Origin of the sequence: Enterococcus sp. 3H8_DIV0648 (assembly GCF_002140655.1) — a bacterium.
GTDB lineage: Bacteria > Bacillota > Bacilli > Lactobacillales > Enterococcaceae > Enterococcus_A > Enterococcus_A hulanensis.
In genome coordinates, this window is the sequence record NZ_NGLG01000001.1 from 5,420 (window position 1) to 23,806 (window position 18,387).

Annotated in this window: 17 protein-coding genes, 1 tRNA gene and 2 pseudogenes; 15 read left to right on the plus strand and 5 right to left on the minus strand. The window is 40.5% G+C overall.

What is annotated here, in order from left to right; all coding sequences use genetic code 11:
- From A5875_RS00050 to lacC, 6 genes are all read left to right on the plus strand, one after another.
- Window positions 1-541, plus strand: a 541-nt coding sequence (locus A5875_RS00050) for a substrate-binding domain-containing protein (RefSeq protein WP_141108313.1), incomplete at its 5' end; no start/stop codon positions are given.
- Window positions 542-824: 283 nt separating this feature from the next.
- On the plus strand, window positions 825-2,228 hold the full coding sequence (locus A5875_RS00055) for a L,D-transpeptidase family protein (protein WP_088931717.1): 1,404 nt from the start codon (window positions 825-827) through the stop codon (window positions 2,226-2,228).
- Between the two features lie 303 nt (window positions 2,229-2,531).
- The gene (locus A5875_RS00060; protein WP_088931718.1) at window positions 2,532-3,263 is read left to right on the plus strand and encodes a GntR family transcriptional regulator; all 732 of its coding nucleotides are present in this window, start codon (window positions 2,532-2,534) and stop codon (window positions 3,261-3,263) included.
- Window positions 3,264-3,275: 12 nt separating this feature from the next.
- On the plus strand, window positions 3,276-4,448 hold the full coding sequence (gene agaS, locus A5875_RS00065; RefSeq protein WP_088931719.1) for an SIS domain-containing protein: 1,173 nt from the start codon (window positions 3,276-3,278) through the stop codon (window positions 4,446-4,448).
- A 22-nt stretch (window positions 4,449-4,470) separates the two neighbouring features.
- Complete coding sequence (gene lacD, locus A5875_RS00070) at window positions 4,471-5,478, plus strand: tagatose-bisphosphate aldolase (RefSeq protein WP_088931720.1); 1,008 nt, start codon at window positions 4,471-4,473, stop codon at window positions 5,476-5,478.
- A gap of 11 nt (window positions 5,479-5,489) precedes the next feature.
- The gene (lacC, locus tag A5875_RS00075; RefSeq protein ID WP_088931721.1) at window positions 5,490-6,431 is read left to right on the plus strand and encodes a tagatose-6-phosphate kinase; all 942 of its coding nucleotides are present in this window, start codon (window positions 5,490-5,492) and stop codon (window positions 6,429-6,431) included.
- Between the two features lie 13 nt (window positions 6,432-6,444).
- On the opposite strand, the gene A5875_RS00080 is transcribed toward lacC, so the two are convergent.
- A complete protein-coding gene (locus A5875_RS00080) occupies window positions 6,445-7,155 on the minus strand; it encodes a GntR family transcriptional regulator (protein WP_088931722.1) in 711 nt (236 codons plus the stop codon).
- Window positions 7,156-7,326: 171 nt separating this feature from the next.
- Between A5875_RS00080 and A5875_RS00085 the strand changes: the two genes are divergently transcribed.
- From A5875_RS00085 to A5875_RS00120, 9 genes and pseudogenes are all read left to right on the plus strand, one after another.
- Entirely contained in the window at window positions 7,327-9,105 is a 1,779-nt protein-coding gene (locus A5875_RS00085; protein WP_088931723.1) for a glycoside hydrolase family 35 protein, read from the plus strand.
- Between the two features lie 2 nt (window positions 9,106-9,107).
- A complete protein-coding gene (locus tag A5875_RS00090) occupies window positions 9,108-9,587 on the plus strand; it encodes a PTS system mannose/fructose/N-acetylgalactosamine-transporter subunit IIB (protein ID WP_088931724.1) in 480 nt (159 codons plus the stop codon).
- A gap of 13 nt (window positions 9,588-9,600) precedes the next feature.
- Window positions 9,601-10,500: a PTS mannose/fructose/sorbose/N-acetylgalactosamine transporter subunit IIC gene (locus A5875_RS00095; RefSeq protein ID WP_088931725.1), complete on the plus strand. Its 900-nt coding sequence runs from the start codon at window positions 9,601-9,603 to the stop codon at window positions 10,498-10,500.
- Window positions 10,487-11,296: a PTS system mannose/fructose/sorbose family transporter subunit IID gene (locus A5875_RS00100; RefSeq protein WP_088931726.1), complete on the plus strand. Its 810-nt coding sequence runs from the start codon at window positions 10,487-10,489 to the stop codon at window positions 11,294-11,296. Before A5875_RS00095 ends, A5875_RS00100 begins: the two co-directional genes overlap by 14 nt.
- 79 nt (window positions 11,297-11,375) lie before the next feature.
- Window positions 11,376-11,777 (plus strand): PTS sugar transporter subunit IIA, encoded by a 402-nt coding sequence (locus A5875_RS00105; protein WP_088931727.1) that lies wholly within the window; start codon window positions 11,376-11,378, stop codon window positions 11,775-11,777.
- Window positions 11,778-11,904: 127 nt separating this feature from the next.
- The gene (locus tag A5875_RS00110) at window positions 11,905-12,498 is read left to right on the plus strand and encodes a helix-turn-helix domain-containing protein (protein ID WP_088931728.1); all 594 of its coding nucleotides are present in this window, start codon (window positions 11,905-11,907) and stop codon (window positions 12,496-12,498) included.
- Window positions 12,499-12,606: 108 nt separating this feature from the next.
- On the plus strand, window positions 12,607-13,257 hold the full coding sequence (locus A5875_RS00115) for a phosphatase PAP2 family protein (RefSeq protein WP_088931729.1): 651 nt from the start codon (window positions 12,607-12,609) through the stop codon (window positions 13,255-13,257).
- A 315-nt stretch (window positions 13,258-13,572) separates the two neighbouring features.
- Window positions 13,573-13,683: pseudogene (locus A5875_RS24285) on the plus strand (type IV toxin-antitoxin system AbiEi family antitoxin domain-containing protein); the annotation flags it as partial.
- Between the two features lie 496 nt (window positions 13,684-14,179).
- Window positions 14,180-14,905: a helix-turn-helix domain-containing protein gene (locus tag A5875_RS00120; protein ID WP_088931730.1), complete on the plus strand. Its 726-nt coding sequence runs from the start codon at window positions 14,180-14,182 to the stop codon at window positions 14,903-14,905.
- Between the two features lie 409 nt (window positions 14,906-15,314).
- Here A5875_RS00120 and A5875_RS00125 read toward each other — a convergent pair.
- From A5875_RS00125 to A5875_RS00140, 4 genes and pseudogenes are all read right to left on the minus strand, one after another.
- Window positions 15,315-16,259 (minus strand): annotated as a pseudogene (locus A5875_RS00125) (IS3 family transposase); the annotation flags it as partial.
- Window positions 16,238-16,681, minus strand: coding sequence for an HTH domain-containing protein (locus tag A5875_RS00130; protein WP_088931732.1), 444 nt, complete (start codon window positions 16,679-16,681; stop codon window positions 16,238-16,240). The pseudogene A5875_RS00125 and the gene A5875_RS00130, both read right to left, overlap by 22 nt.
- A gap of 285 nt (window positions 16,682-16,966) precedes the next feature.
- A tRNA-Thr gene (locus tag A5875_RS00135) sits at window positions 16,967-17,039 on the minus strand.
- Between the two features lie 115 nt (window positions 17,040-17,154).
- Window positions 17,155-18,315: a serine hydrolase domain-containing protein gene (locus A5875_RS00140; RefSeq protein ID WP_088931733.1), complete on the minus strand. Its 1,161-nt coding sequence runs from the start codon at window positions 18,313-18,315 to the stop codon at window positions 17,155-17,157.
- Between the last annotated feature and the right edge of the window lie 72 nt (window positions 18,316-18,387).

Below are 18,387 nucleotides of genomic sequence, written 5' to 3' on the forward strand. Positions count from 1 at the left end.
CCGCGGGTTGAACGAAGGCTACTATGGGACCGTGAAGATCGACGAATATACTGGTGTTTATCAGGCAATCAAATGGCTGATCGGCAAGGGCCATCGGAATATTGGATTGATTATGGATAATTCCGAACACTATCATTTGGGGGAGCGTTATGAGGCTTATCATCAGGCTTTGATCGATCATGGTTTATTAATAGAAGAAAAGTACATTCAAAAGCGGTCGTTGACTATAGCGGGCGGCTATCAAGGGGCAACGGAATTATTGCGCCACTCGGAGGTAAGTGCGATCTTTTGTTGTGATGATATGGTGGCGATCGGCTGCTATCAGGCTGTCTATGATAGTGGGAAAATTTTGGATCAAGAAATCACGGTGGTTGGATTTGATGGCGGCGAGGTCACTCAGTTCGTTCGCCCGCAGATCAAAAGCGTCCGCCAGCCTTACCGAGAGTTAGGTAAGGCTTATGCTGAAAAGATCCAGATGGCGATCGAGCAGCCCAATCGCCGGATAGATGATCGACTTTTTCATGTTAGTTTTGAAACATGAAAATAATCGATCAGACAAAATCGTGGATTACATTCGACTTCTTTTCTCGGAGATCCAATTATTTGAAAGCTATTTTTTCGGTGATTATAGGTGAAAATGCTCTGCAAAAATATTTTTTCGATGGATTTGCTAGTATTTCACAAAAAAAACACAAATTATTAGACATAGCTCGTTATTTTTTTGGTAGAATATGAGGGTAGTAAAAGGTTTAACCTTTTTGAGGCAGCAGGGGTAGCTGCTTTGGAATAGGACAATTTCAATCAGGAAAAGTGAGGAAATTTTTTTGAAAAGGTTTGGGGAAGATTTTTTTCAGGAGAAAACGAAAAGGATCATAATTATTTGTTTGGTAGTTTTACTTGTGTTTGTTAGTTTCTATTCTTATAAGAGTGTTCATTACGCAGAACGCTTGTTGCCGAAGACCAAGGTCAATAATATTAATGTGGGTGGATTGACCATTGAACAGGCAAACGAAAAAATCAATACGGAATTAACCGAAGCATCTGTGGCGATTTCGCTTGATAACAAATTATGGAAGAAAATTAAGCGGAGCGAGCTTGGCTGGCAGAAGGATCATTCGACTGCACTCATGAAGATTAAGCAGCAGCAGACTCCCTTTGCTTGGGGAATAACCAATTTATTAGGAAGCCGGCACGAACTTCCCAGCAGCTATGATCAAGCCCATGTCGATCAATTGGTCGAAAATTTAGGCAACGAGATCCTGCAAAAGAACGTGACGCGTACACCGACAACCAATGCGAAGATCGAATGGCGTGAAGGCGATTTTGTGATCGTTCCCGAAAAACAGGGAGATACGATCGATGTCGCTGCTGCACAAAAGGCTCTCATCAAAAATCTAGAAAATGGGAAGCAGACAGTCAACGTCGAGGATTATTACGCACAACCGATTCTGACTAAAGAGGATAGCCAGTTAAAAAAATTAAAAGACCAAATGAACCAATTGGCTAAAATAGAGGCGGGCTATACGATCAACGGGAAGCAAATTACCATTCCTGCTGAAGAACTTGCAAGTTGGTTAACAACGGATGAAAAAGCGGATATGCAGCTTGATCAAGAGAAGGTTAAGGCTTTTGTCACCAACTTAAATGCTGAATACAATACTATGGAAAATCCCACACCTTTTAACAGTACCAAACGTGGAGAAGTTGCTGTACCAGTCGGCATTTATAGCTGGACGATCGATATTCCTTCAGAGGTGACGGCTTTAAGTGCTCAGATTTTAAAAGGGAAGAACTTCAACCGTACACCAGTCGTCGAAAGTGAAGTCCCAGATATTCAGACAAGTATCGGCAATACTTATGTGGAAGTAGATCTGCAAAACCAATATATGTGGTATTACAAAGAAGGAAAACTTCAATTTGAAACAGATATCGTCAGCGGAAAGCCGTCGACGCCGACTCCGCCGGGAGTGAATTACGTGACGAGCAAATCAACGGATCAAATTTTGCGAGGCTTGAACGATGACGGCTCTAAATATGCTAGTCCGGTCCGTTACTGGATGCCGATCGATAAGACGGGTGTCGGTATTCATGATTCTGATTGGCAATATGCCTATGGGGGCGATTTGTGGCTGTATCGTGGTTCGCATGGCTGTATCAATACCCCGCCGGCTAAAATGGATGAACTCTATCCGATCCTTGAGGTTGGAACGCCGGTTCTGGTTTTTTAATAAATAATGTAATCGTAGTAAAAGTGCTGACCAGCGTGTCGGCACTTTTTTTATGCTTAAAAACAGAGGATTGGCTGGCTATTTCCTTAACTGGTATTAGATTATTGTTCGATTTTTTTGAAAATCGAAGCGACGTGAGGAAGTTAAAGTGTTTATTGCAAAAGAATGAGTCAGAGGAAACGTTGTTAATTCAATGATTGTAGCTATAATGAACTTTTTTACAAGATTTTTTATTGACAAGCTTTTAAAAACCACCTTACTATTGGTTTGTGGTTATAACCAGTCATAAAGAAGGAGAATCCCATGGAAAATTCTTTTAAAAACAAAGCTTTGTATCATCAGCTTGTCGATCTATTGAAGGAACGGATGGAAACAAGCATGATTCCTCATGATAAGCTGCCGTCTGAACGAGAATTGACAGCACAATACGGAGTTAGCCGGACGACGGTTCGCTTAGCTCTGCAGGAATTGGAAAATACCGGTTATATTTATCGCCGTCACGGAAAAGGTACCTTTGTCTCCGATATCAAGCAAGATGCGGCGGACTTAGCGGGCGCCTATAGTTTTACGGAACAGATGAAAAGTCTCGGGCGCCATCCAGAGACGAGGATCTTATCTTTTGAAAAAATCGAAGCAGACAAATTTATTTCTCAGCATCTCAATCTTTCGCTAGGCGAGGCTGTCTTCAAACTAAGCCGGCTGCGTATCGCTGACCGCGAGCCCTTGATGATCGAAGATACTTATTTGCCGGTGAAGTTTTTCTTGTCCTTGGACGATCAGCTTTTACGGAGCAAACCGCTTTATGATCTATTTTCAGAGGATTTCGATCAAACCGTTCGCTTAGCCGATGAGGAATTGTATGCCAGTATCGCTTCAAAGGATGACGCGAAGCAGCTGATGATTCATGAAGGGGCACCAGTCCTTCATTTAGCTCGTCAGACCTATAATATGAAAAATGAAATGATTGAATTTACTTTGAGTGTCGCTCGTGCGGATCAATTTCATTATCAGATTCGCCATATTCGAAATAGTTAGGAGTGTCGAAGCATGTTTACAGTAGCAAGAGAAAAGTTAGAACAGCTGGGCGCTGAAATCACGACTCGTGAGATTCGCCAACAGCCTGAATTATGGGAAGAGACCATTGAAGGGTATCAAACACTACAAACAGAATTAGCAGAATTCTTAGCAGAAGTTCGAAAACAAGCGCAAGGCAGACGGACCCGCGTGGTCTTTACCGGTGCAGGAACGTCGCAATATGTCGGTGACACAGTTGTTCCCTATTTGCGCAAGCATGGAAACATACAAGAGTTTAACTTTGAAAGTATCGGGACGACCGACATCGTGGCAGAACCGCAGGAATATCTGATCAAAGAGGAACCGACTCTGCTCGTTTCCTTTGCCAGAAGCGGAAACAGTCCTGAAAGTTTAGCCGCAGTTGAGATCGCAAATCGCGTTGTTGACACGATCCATCATCTCTCGATTACTTGTGCCGCAGAAGGACAATTGGCTCAAATCAGTAAAAGTGATGCCAACAGCTTCTTATTCCTGATGCCTGCTCGTTCCAATGATGATGGTTTCGCGATGACCGGCAGCTTTTCATGTATGACACTAGGCGCATTGTTGACTTTTGATCAAACTGCTTTAGCGGAAAAACAAAAGTATGTTGCGACATTAAGCAGTCTAGGAAAAGAAGTTCTGGCTCGTGAAAATGAGATCGAAAAAATCGTAGAGCTTGATTTTGAACGGATCGTTTATGTTGGTTCAGGCAGCTTGTCTGGCTTAACTCGGGAAGCACAATTGAAGATTCTGGAGCTGACCGCAGGCAAGATCGCGACAGTCTTCGATTCATCGATGGGCTTCCGTCACGGACCCAAATCCTTTATCAATGAAAAAACGATCATGTTCGGCTTTATCAATAATGATCCGTACACCCGCGATTATGACTTGGATGTCTTAGAAGAGGTTCGCGGAGATGAAATCGCTTCAGGTGTGTTTGCCATCACTCAACTAGGTGACCGGAATTTTTCTGGCGATAAATTTGAATTCGCAGCTGACGCACAATCGTTGCCGGATGGCTATCTAGCATTGGCCTATGTCATGGTTGCTCAAACTGTTGCGCTGCTGACATCTATTAAAGTTGCCAATAAACCAGATACGCCGTCACCAACGGGAACGGTTAACCGTGTGGTAAAAGGTGTAACGATTCATGAATACAAGTAAGAACGAACTGGGAGGAAGAGCCATGCGGATATTGACAGCAGGTAAAAAAGCGGCGATGGATCGCTTATCAACAAAAGACGGGATCATCAGCGCCTTGGCGATCGATCAACGAGGAGCACTGAAAAAGATGATCAAAGCGTTGGATACAGAGCCGACGGATGAACATATTGAACACTTTAAGGAATTGGTTTCTAGTGAATTAACACCTTATGCTTCATCAATTTTATTGGACCCTGAATACGGCTTGCCGGCTGCAAAAGCGCGCCATAAAGAAGCCGGTTTATTGCTGGCTTATGAAAAAACCGGCTATGACGCGACCACACCAGGACGTTTACCGGATTTATTAGCTGACTGGTCTGTTTTACGCCTGAAGGAACAAGGAGCAGACGCGATTAAGTTTCTGCTTTATTATGATGTCGATGAAGACCCAGAAATCAATCAGCAAAAGCATGTATTCATCGAGCGATTAGGCAGCGAATGTGCAGAGGAAGATTTACCCTTCTATTTAGAATTAGTTTCCTATGATGCTCAAAATGAAGATTCCGCTTCGTTTGAATATGCCAAAGTGAAGCCTCATAAAGTCAATCAAATGATGAAGGAATTTTCGAAGCCACAGTATAAAGTGGATGTATTAAAGGTTGAAGTACCCGTCAATATGAATTTTGTCGAAGGCTTCGCAACTGAAGAAGCGGCCTACACGAAAGAGGAAGCCGCGAATTACTTCTTAGAACAAAGCCAAGCAACGGACCTGCCGTTTATTTTCCTAAGCGCCGGTGTTTCAACGGAATTGTTCCAGCAAACGTTAGTCTTCGCTAAGGAATCTGGTTCGACTTTCAACGGTGTTTTATGTGGCCGCGCAACCTGGAAAAATGGTGTGAAGCCTTTCATCGAATCTGGTGAAACGGCCGCTCGCCAATGGCTTGAAACGGAAGGCCGCGCGAATATCGAAAGCTTGAATAATGTTTTGGTAAAAACTGCCAGCCCTTGGTATGACAAAGTACAGGTGGCCGAAGAAGCTGTCGTAAAGTAGGAGGCGAGCTCGTGATAGTAACAGTAACGATGAATCCTTCGATCGATATTTCCTATCCGCTGGAAAGGTTGAACATCGACACGGTGAATCGAACTAGTCTGGTGACTAAAACGGCTGGCGGAAAAGGACTTAACGTGACTCGCGTGATTCATGATCTAGGCGGCGACGTCCTTGCTGCTGGTGTACTTGGCGGCTTTCATGGTGCGTTTATCGCCGCTGAACTAAAAAAAGCTGGCATCAAACAAGCCTTTACACCGATCAAAGAGGAAACGCGGGATTCGATTGCTATTTTGCATGAAGGCAATCAGACAGAGATTTTGGAAGCCGGACCGACGATTTCAGGAGAAGAGCAAAGCGCCTTTTTAGAAAAATTTGCAGAGCTGCTAGATCAAACCGAGATCGTCACCATATCTGGCAGCTTAGCGAAAGGTTTGCCGCAGGATTTTTATCAAAAGCTCGTTCAAGCTGCGCATGAAAAAGACGTGAAGGTACTAGTCGATACTTCCGGTGAAAGTCTGAGACAAGTCTTGGCAGGCCGACAAAAGCCCTTTTTAATTAAACCGAATTTAGAAGAATTGGAAGCTTTGCTGGAGCAAAAATTTTCTCTTGATCATTTGGCAGAGATTCAAACGGCCTTAACCCAACCCTTATTTGCAGGAATCGAATGGATTATTGTTTCCTTAGGTAAGGCTGGAGCAATCGCTAAACATAAAGAGAATTTTTATCGAGTAACGATCCCCACGATCAAAGTCGTAAATCCTGTGGGTTCTGGTGATTCGACCATCGCGGGCTTCGCTTACGGGGTGTCACAGGCAATGCCGCCTGAGGAACTACTAAAGATGTGTATGGCAACTGGCATGGCCAATGCTCAAGAAAGAAGGACAGGCCACGTCGATCCAACCAATGTCGAGCAGCATTTTGCCAAAATTGAAGTAAAAAAGATCGAGCGCTAGCTCGATCTTAAGGTTACGTATTTTTTGAGACCAGCTCAATTTTGTAAAAGTTCCATTTTTTATAGCTTTCGACATATTCCAATATTTGTTGTGTTTCTTTTCGTTTCGTTACACGAACTTGTAAAACGGTGGGTTCATCGACAGGGATTCGTAATTTTTCCGCCTTTTCAGCAGGCGTAGGAAATTTGATCTCATTTGTCTCCGTGAAATCTTCTTCATTCATGTGAATATTGTAATCCAATTTGAAGCGTTGATAAATCGAATTATAATAGCTCAAATCTGGATAATTTGAGTTCACATATTGCTCGGGTAAATACGTTCGCTGATAAATGTAGGGAATACCTTTAGTTGTCCGCAGCCGTTCGATGCAGTAATAAAAAACGGTGTCCGGCAATCCTAATTTGCTTAAAAATTTAGGATCATTGCCGCGTTCGATCGATAAGACCTGTACCTGATCATGACTGATCGGGAATAATTCAATATCGGAAAACTCAACTAATTTTCCTTTACGTGCCCGCGAAACAAAAGAGCCGCGGCCTTGATGGCGGACGATAAAACCGTCCTTAACTAAATCATTTAACGCCCGAATGACTGTGATCGAGCTGACCTTGAACATTTCAGCAAGTTCCGCCTCGGTATAAAATTTATCACCATTTTCAAATTTACCGGAAATGATCTGCTGTTTAAGCTCATCTTTTATAAGTTGGTATTTAGGGATTGCCATATGATTCCTCCAAAAAATGAATAGGGACTAAAAATTTCATTAGAGATTTTCAAATTCCCTTTATGGCTTGATTTTAACACAACGCGAGAAAATAGAAACGGTTGACTTTTCATTTAGATTTATTTAGCATATTAATATACTAAAAACGCTTTCAAAAAAAGGAGTAAGTGTGTGAATACTTTTGAAATTAAGGAAGATTTTCTTCTGAATGGCGAACCGTTTAAGATTTTATCAGGAGCGATTCATTATTTTCGAGTGAATCCTTCAGACTGGTACCATTCGCTTTATAATTTGAAAGCTCTAGGCTTTAATACCGTCGAGACTTATGTACCATGGAATTTGCATGAACCAAAAAAGAATCAGTTTGATTTTGACGGCATTTTAGATTTGGAACGCTTTTTATCGACTGCACAGGAATTAGGCTTATATGCGATCGTTCGACCGTCGCCTTATATTTGTGCAGAGTGGGAGTTTGGCGGATTTCCAGCTTGGCTGTTGAATGAACCCGCTCGTATTCGTTCAAATGATGCTGTCTATTTGAAGCATGTGGCAGATTATTATGATGTATTGCTGGAAAAAATCGTACCTCATCAGCTTTCTAATGGCGGCAATATCTTGATGATCCAAATTGAAAATGAATATGGCTCTTATGGAGAAGAGAAAGAGTATTTACGTGCGGTCCGTGATTTGCTGAGTGAGCGGGGGATAACTGTGCCATTCTTTACATCGGATGGACCTTGGCGTGGGACATTGAGAGCCGGCAGCATGATCGACGAAGATATTTTAGTGACTGGTAATTTTGGTTCTAAGGCAAAAGAAAATTTTGCTTCGATGCAGCATTTCTTCGATGAATATGACAAGAAATGGCCGCTGATGTGTATGGAATTTTGGGATGGCTGGTTCAATCGTTGGAAAGAACCGATCATCCAACGCGATCCGCAGGAATTGGCTGAGGCAGTAAAAGAGGTTCTGGCACAAGGGAGCATCAATCTATATATGTTCCATGGCGGAACGAACTTTGGGTTTATGAATGGCTGTTCTGCTCGCGGAGTGATCGATTTGCCGCAAATCACTTCTTATGATTATGGCGCACCATTAGACGAACAGGGAAATCCGACCGAGAAATATTTTGCACTGCAGAAAATGCTTCGCGAAAATTATCCTGAGCTTCAACAAAAGGAACCTTTGGTCAAGAAATCATTGGAAAAGAAAAATATTCCGCTAACGGATAAAGTGAGTCTCTTTGCTACGTTAGAAACCATAAGTGAACCGACTCAGTCGAAGTATCCCCAAACGATGGAGGAGTTGGGACAAAATACGGGCTACCTGCTTTATCGAACGATGATTGAAAAAGATGCAGCAGAGGAAAGATTAAGGGTGATTGATGGACGTGACCGCAGTCAGCTTTTTGTAAATCATGAGTTGCAGGCGACACAGTATCAAACTGAGATAGGTGAAGATATTAATGTTCAACTGTCCCAAGCAAACAATCAAATCGATATTTTGATTGAAAATATGGGCAGAGTCAATTATGGCCATAAATTATTTGCAGATACCCAGAAAAAAGGCATACGCACTGGAGTGATGGCGAATCTACATTTTATTACCAATTGGAGGCAGTATTGCTTGCCGCTGGATTCTTGTGAGAACGTTGATTATTCAAAAGAATGGCAGCCGAATCAACCAAGCTTCTATCGCTATGAAGTTCCTTTGACTGAAATTGAAGATTGCTTTATTGATTTGTCACAGTTTGGCAAAGGTGTTGTTTTCGTTAATCAAACCAATATCGGACGCTTTTGGCAAGTGGGCCCAACACTTTCATTATATATTCCTAAAGGTTTATTGAATGAAGGAATAAATGAAATCGTTATCTTCGAAACAGAAGGCATGTATCAGCCAACGATTCAGTTAATTAAAGCACCACTATATAAAAACATGAAAGAGGGATAAACATGAGTATTATCGGAGTAAGGATTGACGGACGTTTGATTCATGGACAAGTAGCAAATTTATGGACGACCAAATTGAACATTTCACGCATTATGGTGATTGACGATGAAGTCGCTCAAAATGATATCGAAAAAAGCGGATTGAAGTTAGCAACTCCAGCTGGTGTTAGATTAAGTGTTTTGCCAATTGAAAAAGCAGCACATAATATTTTGGCCGGAAAATATGACTCCCAACGGCTATTGATCGTCGTGCGCAAACCAGACCGCCTATTAAAGCTGGTTGAATTAGGTGTACCGATCGAAGAAATCAACGTCGGCAATATGTCACAAACAAATGAAACGCGCTCGATCACGAAATCAATCAATGTAGTTGATCAAGATGTAGAGGTATTTAAGGATTTAAATAGTAAAGGTGTTCGCTTGATTGCCCAAATGGTCCCAAGTGACAAAGCAGAAGACTTCATGAGTCTTTTAGCGAAATAGGAGGAATAAAAGAATGGATATCTTATGGTGGCAGATCTTATTATTAACATTATACGCAGGGTATCAAATTTTAGACGAACTACAGATTTATTCTTCATTAAGTGCGCCTGTTTTCGCCGGTTTATTTGCCGGTTTAGTAATGGGAGACTTGAAAGCCGGACTTATTATTGGCGGCAGCATGCAATTGACCGTTCTAGGGGTCGGTACATTTGGCGGGGCCTCAAAAATCGATGCCAATTCTGGAACGATTTTAGCAACCGCTTTCTCAGTAGCATTAGGAATGAATCCCGAGCAAGCGATCGCTGCGATCGCGGTACCAGTAGCCAGCTTGATGATTCAATTAGATATCTTGGCTCGTTTTGCGAATACGTTCTTCGCACATCGGATCGACAAATTGGTTGATGAAATGAATTATAAAGGGATCGAACGAAACTTCTTAATGGGTGCACTTCCTTGGTCACTCTCTCGAATGATTCCAGTCTTTCTGGCCTTAGCTTTCGGTGGCGGATTAGTAGAAAAAGTCGTGGCTGTCCTAAATGGTGATCTGAAATGGTTAGGTGATGGCCTATCGGTTGCCGGAGCGGTTTTACCAGCTGTCGGTTTTGCAATTCTATTACGTTACTTGCCGGTCAAAAAACATTTTCCTTATTTGATTCTTGGCTTCACCTTGACTGCCTTATTGGGAACCGTCTTTACGAATATGCAAGTTTTGGGAACCGGTGTAGCTGGTGTGGTGAAAAACTTTGACGGTGTCTTCAATGCTCTGCCAATGTTGGCAATCGCGTTGGTTGGTTTTGCCTTGGCAGCGATCAGCTATAAGAATGGTCAGATGATACCAAATGCACCTGCACCGAAAAAAGAGGATGCTTCCAATGATTCAGATGAAGGAGAGATCGAAGATGACGAAATCTAATTACAAGTTGACAAAGGAAGATTTTAAGCAGATCAATCGCAGAAGTTTGTTCACCTTCCAGTTGGGGTGGAACTATGAACGGATGCAAGGATCAGGCTACCTTTATACGATTTTGCCGCAATTACGTAAAATTTACGGCGATGATACACCAGAATTAAAAGAAGTCATGAAAACTCATACCCAATTCTTCAATACTTCCAATTTCTTTAACACGATTATTACCGGGATCGACTTAGCGATCGAAGAAAAAGAAGGAATCGGCGGCAAACAGACAGTCTCTGGGTTGAAAGCCGGTTTGATGGGACCATTCGCGGCGATTGGTGATTCGATTTTCGCAGCACTGATTCCGACGATCTTTGGTGCCTTAGCTGCGAACATGGCGATCAATGGAAATCCGACCGGAATCTTTATCTGGATCATCGCCCAAATCGCAGTCATGATTTTCCGCTGGAAACAATTGGAGTTTGCTTATCGTGAAGGGATTTCTTTAGTCACAACGATGCAGCACCGTTTGACCGCCTTGACTGATGCCGCAACTTTACTTGGGGTATTCATGGTAGGTGCCCTAGTCGCAACCATGATCAATGTAAAATTCTCTTGGGCTCCTAGTATTGGTGACGTGACTCTTAATATGCAAAACAACTTAGATATGATCCTGCCGCGCCTATTACCAGCCGGTATCGTCGGCGGTGTTTACTGGATGTTGGGTAAAAAGAATATGACATCTACTAAAGCGATCTTTATTGTCTTAGTTGTTTGTGTGGCTTTATCGGCATTAGGTGTGATCTCTAAATAATATATCGGTTCTGCCTTGTATTGTAGAAATCATATATGGTTTAAAAATTATCACGTCAAAAGAAACAAGGAGAAAATAGATGAACAAGCATTTAGTTTTAGTGAGTCATGGACTCTTTTGCGAAGAATTAAAAAAGAGTACGGAAATGATCATGGGACCTCAGGAAAATATTCATACAGTCGGCCTACTCCCATCAGAATCAGCAGAAGATTTTCGCGCAAAGTTCGAAGCCGCGATTGCTGAGTTGGATGAGTTCGTCGTGCTAGCAGATTTAATGGGCGGAACGCCATGCAATGTTGTTTCGCGAATGATTTTGGAAGGCCAGTCTATTGATTTGTATGCCGGGATGAATATGCCGATGGTTATTGATTTCATCAACAGCGAATTGATTGGTACTGAGCTGAATTTAGTAGAATCTGCTGCAGCGAATATTTGTCATGTCAACGAACGAATCAATAGTGATGATGACGAAGATGAATAAATTAAGAAATTGATGCTTTTGAATGAGCCGGGGAGAAATTCTCTCGGGCTTTTTCTGTTTATAAAAGCTGCTTTTTAATATGGTATGATTTGTATAAAGCAAAAAATATTAGATGGGGAGAACGGAAGTGGATTTTAACGAAAAACTGAAGCAATTGCGTCACAATAAAGAATGGACCCAAGAAGAGTTAGCTGAAAAGCTGTTCATCTCAAGAACCGCCATCTCCAAATGGGAATCAGGAAGGGGCTTTCCCAGCATCGAGTCTTTAAAAGCCATTTCTCAAGTTTTCGATGTATCGATCGATGAGCTGCTTTCTAATAGCGAACTGATCTCCATCGCGGAAAACGATAAGAAAAAGCAGCAGCAAAAATTTCAACATCTACTGTTAGGAATTTTGGATTGTATGGCAGGTTTATTACTCTTTTTACCTATTTTTGGTCAAACTCAAGGAAAGGATATTGTCTTTGTTTCGATGTGGCAACTGTCTTCTGAAACGGCTGCTTTGAAATCTGTTTCCTTGGTGTTTGTTATTTTAATTGTGCTGTATGGCGTTTTTGAAATTATTTTTGCACATAAAGAACAGATAGCAATGATAAGGATTTCCCTGATTTTGACATTGTTGGGCATACTGCTTTTCATTATGACCGGACATCCATATCCTTCGACTTATCTCTTAATGATTCTGGCAATCAAAGGATTATTCCTATTGGAAAGGCATTGATACGCATCGTCACAGGTCTGTGACGGTGCGATTCTTTTTTTACATAGACAATTTTGATACTTTTTGTTTGGGCAGTTTCCAAATAAAAAAGATTAGGAGAAAAAGTCTATGAATACGAAACAAAAGCAATTAAAAACAGGGTTGGGATTATTTTTACTTTTTATTTTATATACGATCAGTTTGAAAGTAATCGATGTACAAAAAGTAGGATCGCAACATTCTGAGGTGGGCTATGCAACAATCAATGAGTATTTTTTTGATAAAAACGGAACCAGTCATTTTTGGTATCAAGTAACGGAGATCATAGGAGTTTTTCCATTATTGATCATGGGGTATTTTGCAGTCCGCGGATTATATCAGCTATGTGCTCGCAAGAAACTTTCGCTGGTGGACAAAGAGATCCTCAAACTGGGTTTTCTTTATTTTGGGATAGCAATTGTTTATGCCTTTTTTGAAAAAGTGATCATCAATTATCGGCCGATTTTGGTAGAGGGACATTTAGAAGCTTCGTATCCTTCGAGTCATACATTTCTTGCAGTTGCCGTTTTGCTTTCCGCCTTTTATCTATTTAAGAAAGAAAAGGGAATCAAAAAAATCATGTCTTTTCTTTGCTTACTCGTAATGAGCATTATCGTGGTCGGCAGAATTTTATCAGGCGTTCACTGGATTACGGATATTTTGGGCGGGATTCTTTTAGGGTTATCGTTCGTTTCATTTTATATTGCAACGACAAATAAATTTGAAGGGACACAAAATTAAGAATTCGCTCATACCAACGATTTATCCTCCTATTTTTTCATAAAATCCAAAATTGCTATTTCAAATATAAGCGAGATTGGAACCAATAGATTTGCAAGAATACCGCTACAAATCGAATAATGCAAAAGAAAAGTTGGATACCTATTTTCGACTGTGTGTGAAAGAAGATGCGAGTGATGATTGATTATTTAAACGGGTCCTTCTTTGATGTTACCTCTGAAGAAATCAGTATTCGGATTTTGGGTATGGAGAAGGAAACTTAAAAACGAGACTCATAGTATAATTAAGAGAGTTTATTTGTAAAATGGGAGGATTATCCTAAAAGACAAGCTATTTCAGCTGCTTGAAAAAAGAGACGGCAATCTATCAATGAAAGAAGCAAGGGCTGAAGGGATCGCTGCTGCAACCGTCCAACGTTTAGTTGATTGTTGACTGTAGATTCGAGATTGGCTAATTATATGAAATTTCTATATTAGTGAAGGGAAATAGCTGATGACCCCACGCAGTTTTCAGCTAAAACAAGAAATGTTGGGAGAGAAACGGGATAAGTATATTATGATAGATCTATAGATTCTATCGCTAATAGTTCAGAATTAAAGAATCGCTAGGGAAAATATCAAGGAGACAATATTTTTGCTAAGGATATTCTACAGTTTATGTACACAAAAACGGTTTAGTCTGGCTTGGAGAAAGTTGAAATAGAGGATGAACTTACTACAATACGATTTTCTTTATTGTTAAACTAGAGAGAAAAGAGCTAAATTTTAACTGATTATTTTTACTTCCTGCTTTCAAGAATCCATGTATGCTGCATTTTTATAGGGTCTAAAAGTGTGTAAATTTGTTGTTTTGGCGGGATGCTACAATATGTAGCTAGGCTTTTTTCGCCTTTTTTATTAGGCTTAGATTAAAGGAGGACATTATGGACATCGGTTCAAAATTAAAAAAGCATCGAATACAACATCAGCTGACTCAAGAAGCGGTGGCTGAAAAATTACATGTTTCTCGTGGGACAATTTCCAGCTGGGAAACTGGCCGAACGTTTCCAGATATTGAGAAATTGATTTATCTTAGCGAACTTTATGAGCTTTCTTTGGATCAGCTACTGAAGGAGGACCCTATAATTATGGAAACAATCGTTACAGAACGGAAAAAATTGAAGCGGTATAAAGGACTTAAGATCATTGGTACTTGTTTGCTTGGATTATTCTTGGTATACAATCTTTACTGGTTTACGATGGTTTATCCCCGCAATGCAAAATTGAAAGATTGGACACATACAGATAGTAATAACTATTTAGAAAAAAACGGCTACACTTTCCAAGCTCACGATCTCAAGTATCCAATGTTTTTACCAAATGGTAATATTTCGGTGGCTAATTATAAATGTGGTCTTTTTTGGATCAGTATTGACGGAGACAAAGTTTTTGTATCGGTTAATACGAGTGATCCTGCACTTAAAGGAGTAAAGGATAAAGAGGACTTTGGGATGATTCGAATGAAGAGAAATGATTTGAATAGCTCTGAGTATGAATCATTGGGAGACGGAAATGGAGAGTTAACAAGGCAATTGATGATAAAACATTCTACTGAGTTCAACAAAACATATGAAGCGATTGAGCGCGTATGGAAAGAGATCAATGGATAAAGAGTGGATTTGAACTATTACCATATGGAGTTTAAATCCATTTATGAAGACTGAGGAATCCGAAATATCAGAATAAAGAGCAACACTCAGCAACTGATACGCTACCCCTAACTAGGATAACGAAAATTAAAGATATTGACACTGATAGAATTTCATAACCGATAATACGAAGCAGGTTAATCACTTGCGCTCTTTGAAAAAAAAAACTACTCTCTAAATATAAAGCGGACCCCATGTCAAGGACAGTTAATAAAAAACTGTATAAATCCTGTTGATTTCTATCTATGATTCGCTCATAGGAGGACTGACGGCACGAACAGCCCCGCACTCAAATAGAGTGCGGGTTCTTGTCATCCAGAAAGAATAGGACGATCTTTTCAAGTACTGAACCGTTAGTTTTTTCTGTGTTTTATGACAGATGAACCATTGGGAGTTCAGATGTGGTCACTAGATTTTTCAACGGATACTCTCCCGTTTTGATGAACTCATCATACTGATTCGGTGAAAGCTTTGCGAGATTCCATTGATAGCGCTCATTATTGTAATAATCCATATAATCATCGAGGGCTTCTTGAAGCTGTTGAAAGGAATTTAACTGATGCAGATCGGGTAATTCATCTTTCATATGGCCGAAAAAGGATTCCTGCGGCGCGTTATCCCAACAATTTCCGCGGCGAGACATGGATTGTCTAAGTTCATAATCGCTGACTAATGATTGAAATTTTATACTTGTATAGTGAAGACCCTGATCAGAATGGATCAAGGTCTTCTTATTTTTAGGAATCTCATGATTTTCAAACAATCGATTCAATGTCTCCAGCACAAAATCAACCTCCAGCGAATCGCTGAGGACATAAGAAAGGATTTGATTGGTAAAAGAATCTTTAATTGTGGATAAATAAGCCTTCTTCCCTCTTCCGTAAAAGAGATAGGTGATGTCTGTTAGTAAAGAACTTCGAGGACCGTTGGCTTTGAAGTCACGCTTTAAAAGGTTGGGCTTCGTTGCGGCTTCTTGTTTGGCTCTTGCCATTCGTTTATAAGGATTGGGCTTTCGAATTGGACAGAATAAGTTGAATTTTCGCATCAAACGTTGAACCTTTTTTCGATTCATCAAAATCCCCATATGGAGTAGGGTCATGTGGATTCCACGTGAGCCTTTGTTTTTATTGCGTTTTTGATAGGCCTTCAAAATCCATTCAAAATCTGCTTGGTCTTTGACGTCTCTTTGATCGCGTTGTTCTTGATTCTTTTTCCATGAATAGTACCCAGAGCGCGATACTTGGGAGATTTCGCATAGCCACGTGATGTTTAACAGATTGTTGTCTCGAGTAGTTAATGTTTGGATGAGTTGGAATTTTTCTTGCGTGAAGCTTGGGCAGCCTTGCGATTGATAGAATTCGTTTTTTTTAGTGCTTCGATCTGTTGCTTTTGTAGCGCAACTTGATGACGAAGGTACGCGATTTCTTCTTCTGTTGACCGGTCTTTGGTTCGAGGACGACCGGAAGAAAGGCTGCGCAAATCAGTGAATCCTTCGACTCGATCATTCATTTTTCGTGCCCGTCTGACAAAATTATCAATCCGCATTTTTCCAAGAACCTTTGGATCGAATCCGGCTTCTCTAAAAATTTGGGTGGGCAATTTCCCTTGTGCATTTTCTTCGATAAAATGTTGTTTAAATTCTTCCGAATAAGTAATAGCTTTAGCAGAAACATTGTCTACATAAGGATTACACCGAAGTTCTTCAACTTGTTCATTGGTAAAGTAATTGACACCCATAGTCACACCTCATTTGTTTGATTGTACGACAAAAAGATCCTAGATAATAGGATCAACTGACGTTTTTTTATCAGTGTCCATTATCTAGGGTCCATTTTAATATGAAAGAGTAGTTCTAAAAATCATTCATTAAATACATCAAGATTCGGCAGAAGGTTTTTCTAATTTTTTTGATGCTAGTTAATTTATGAAAAGTCGTCACTGTTTCGTCACTGCGAAGAGGTTAAATCAGCACATTAGTCTTGGAGATAAAAAAAGAACGTTGATATATCAACGTTCAGAAGAAGCCACCTGTCGGATTTGAACCGACGACCCCCACCTTACCATGGTGGTGCTCTACCAGCTGAGCTAAGGCGGCATAGTTATTTAACACAAGATATAGAATAGCGAAGTAAAGGCTGTTTGTCAACTGCTTGGATAGAAAAATTCTGATGGAAAAAGACTTGAGATATTTATTTATAAGAAAGCCGCTGCTATGATTTAGCGGCGACTTTCTTATATAGTTGGCTAGCAAGGTCGTTGTAACCTTTTGGCTGATTCCAAACATTTGAGAGTAAGATGATACCGCTTTGTCCATCCTTAGAAAAATCAACAACACTTTCAAAGCGGGCTTTTACACCACGGGTATGGTAACTATTCGTCATATTATAGATTCCGCTGGCATATTTTTCGCCTGGATAAGATTGCCAGAGTTCCGTCCGTTCTTGGTTTGTCAAAAAGTCTTCATTAAAGAGCGCTTGGAAATAGGTATATAAATCCCTTGCGGACATAAAAACATTTCCTGTACCTAGTTCATCGGCATATGAAGAAGCAGTTGTTGGAGCGTATTCTGGACCAGCAGCGCCTTGAGAGTAGGAGAGCGCCTGTTCTTTATTTGTTTCTGAATAAAAACTGGTTTCGTTTAGTTTCATCGGTTCCTTCAATTCTTTATCAAACAAAGAATTGTAATCAGTTTGGTAAAGCTTTTCTAAAATGCCCGCCAATAGAACAAAATTAACCGGCTGGTAAGAATATCCAGCATTTTGTGCTGCGATGGTTTGGCGAAGCGTTTCAGCAAGTATTTCATTTGAATCAGTCGTATTTAAGGCGCTGATCTTCTTTTCATCGATTCGCAAGCCCGAACTCATATTCAACATATCTTTAATAGAAATATTTTTACTGTTGGGTACTTGCGGAAAGAAGGTGCTGAGTTTTTGATCTAGGGATAATTTTCCTGATTTGACTGCCTGCATGATCAGATAAGCCGTTTGTCCTTTTTGGACAGAGCCGATACAGTATTGTGTATCAATTGTATTATGGATTCTTTTTGCTTGATCCTTCCACCCATAAGCTTTATTCAAAATTATTTGACCCTGTCGAAAGACTAGGGCAGTTCCGCTGAAATTTCTCGCTACTAATGCCTGTTCGATGCTGGCTGATACAGTGTTTTTTGGTTCTATTGTTTGTAAGGTAGTTGAATCAGCAGATGTTTTTGGCAAACTGGATTCCGCGATTTTTTCTTTTTCTGCTGCAATATGTTGACTGCGAGCATGTTCAATATAAAGGCCGCTTAGCGTTAGAATAATGATTAGTAGAAGGGATAATCTGATTGTTAATCTATGTTTTTTTCTTTTCCGTTGAAGTCGTCTTGGCATAAAAATTCCTCTAGTTCGTTTTAAAATAAATTGATCATGCCGGTCATGATATTTTTGAAAATTTATGATTGC

Coding starts and splice junctions, on each gene's coding strand:
- A5875_RS00100 (WP_088931726.1), top strand. CDS start 10,487: ATGACGAAATCTAATTACAAGTTGACAAAGGAAGATTTTAAGCAGATC.
- A5875_RS00095 (WP_088931725.1), top strand. CDS start 9,601: ATGGATATCTTATGGTGGCAGATCTTATTATTAACATTATACGCAGGG.
- A5875_RS00090 (WP_088931724.1), top strand. CDS start 9,108: ATGAGTATTATCGGAGTAAGGATTGACGGACGTTTGATTCATGGACAA.
- A5875_RS00130 (WP_088931732.1), bottom strand. CDS start 16,681: ATGGGTGTCAATTACTTTACCAATGAACAAGTTGAAGAACTTCGGTGT.
- A5875_RS00080 (WP_088931722.1), bottom strand. CDS start 7,155: ATGGCAATCCCTAAATACCAACTTATAAAAGATGAGCTTAAACAGCAG.
- lacD (WP_088931720.1), top strand. CDS start 4,471: ATGCGGATATTGACAGCAGGTAAAAAAGCGGCGATGGATCGCTTATCA.
- A5875_RS00060 (WP_088931718.1), top strand. CDS start 2,532: ATGGAAAATTCTTTTAAAAACAAAGCTTTGTATCATCAGCTTGTCGAT.
- A5875_RS00105 (WP_088931727.1), top strand. CDS start 11,376: ATGAACAAGCATTTAGTTTTAGTGAGTCATGGACTCTTTTGCGAAGAA.
- A5875_RS00140 (WP_088931733.1), bottom strand. CDS start 18,315: ATGCCAAGACGACTTCAACGGAAAAGAAAAAAACATAGATTAACAATC.
- A5875_RS00120 (WP_088931730.1), top strand. CDS start 14,180: ATGGACATCGGTTCAAAATTAAAAAAGCATCGAATACAACATCAGCTG.
- A5875_RS00115 (WP_088931729.1), top strand. CDS start 12,607: ATGAATACGAAACAAAAGCAATTAAAAACAGGGTTGGGATTATTTTTA.
- agaS (WP_088931719.1), top strand. CDS start 3,276: ATGTTTACAGTAGCAAGAGAAAAGTTAGAACAGCTGGGCGCTGAAATC.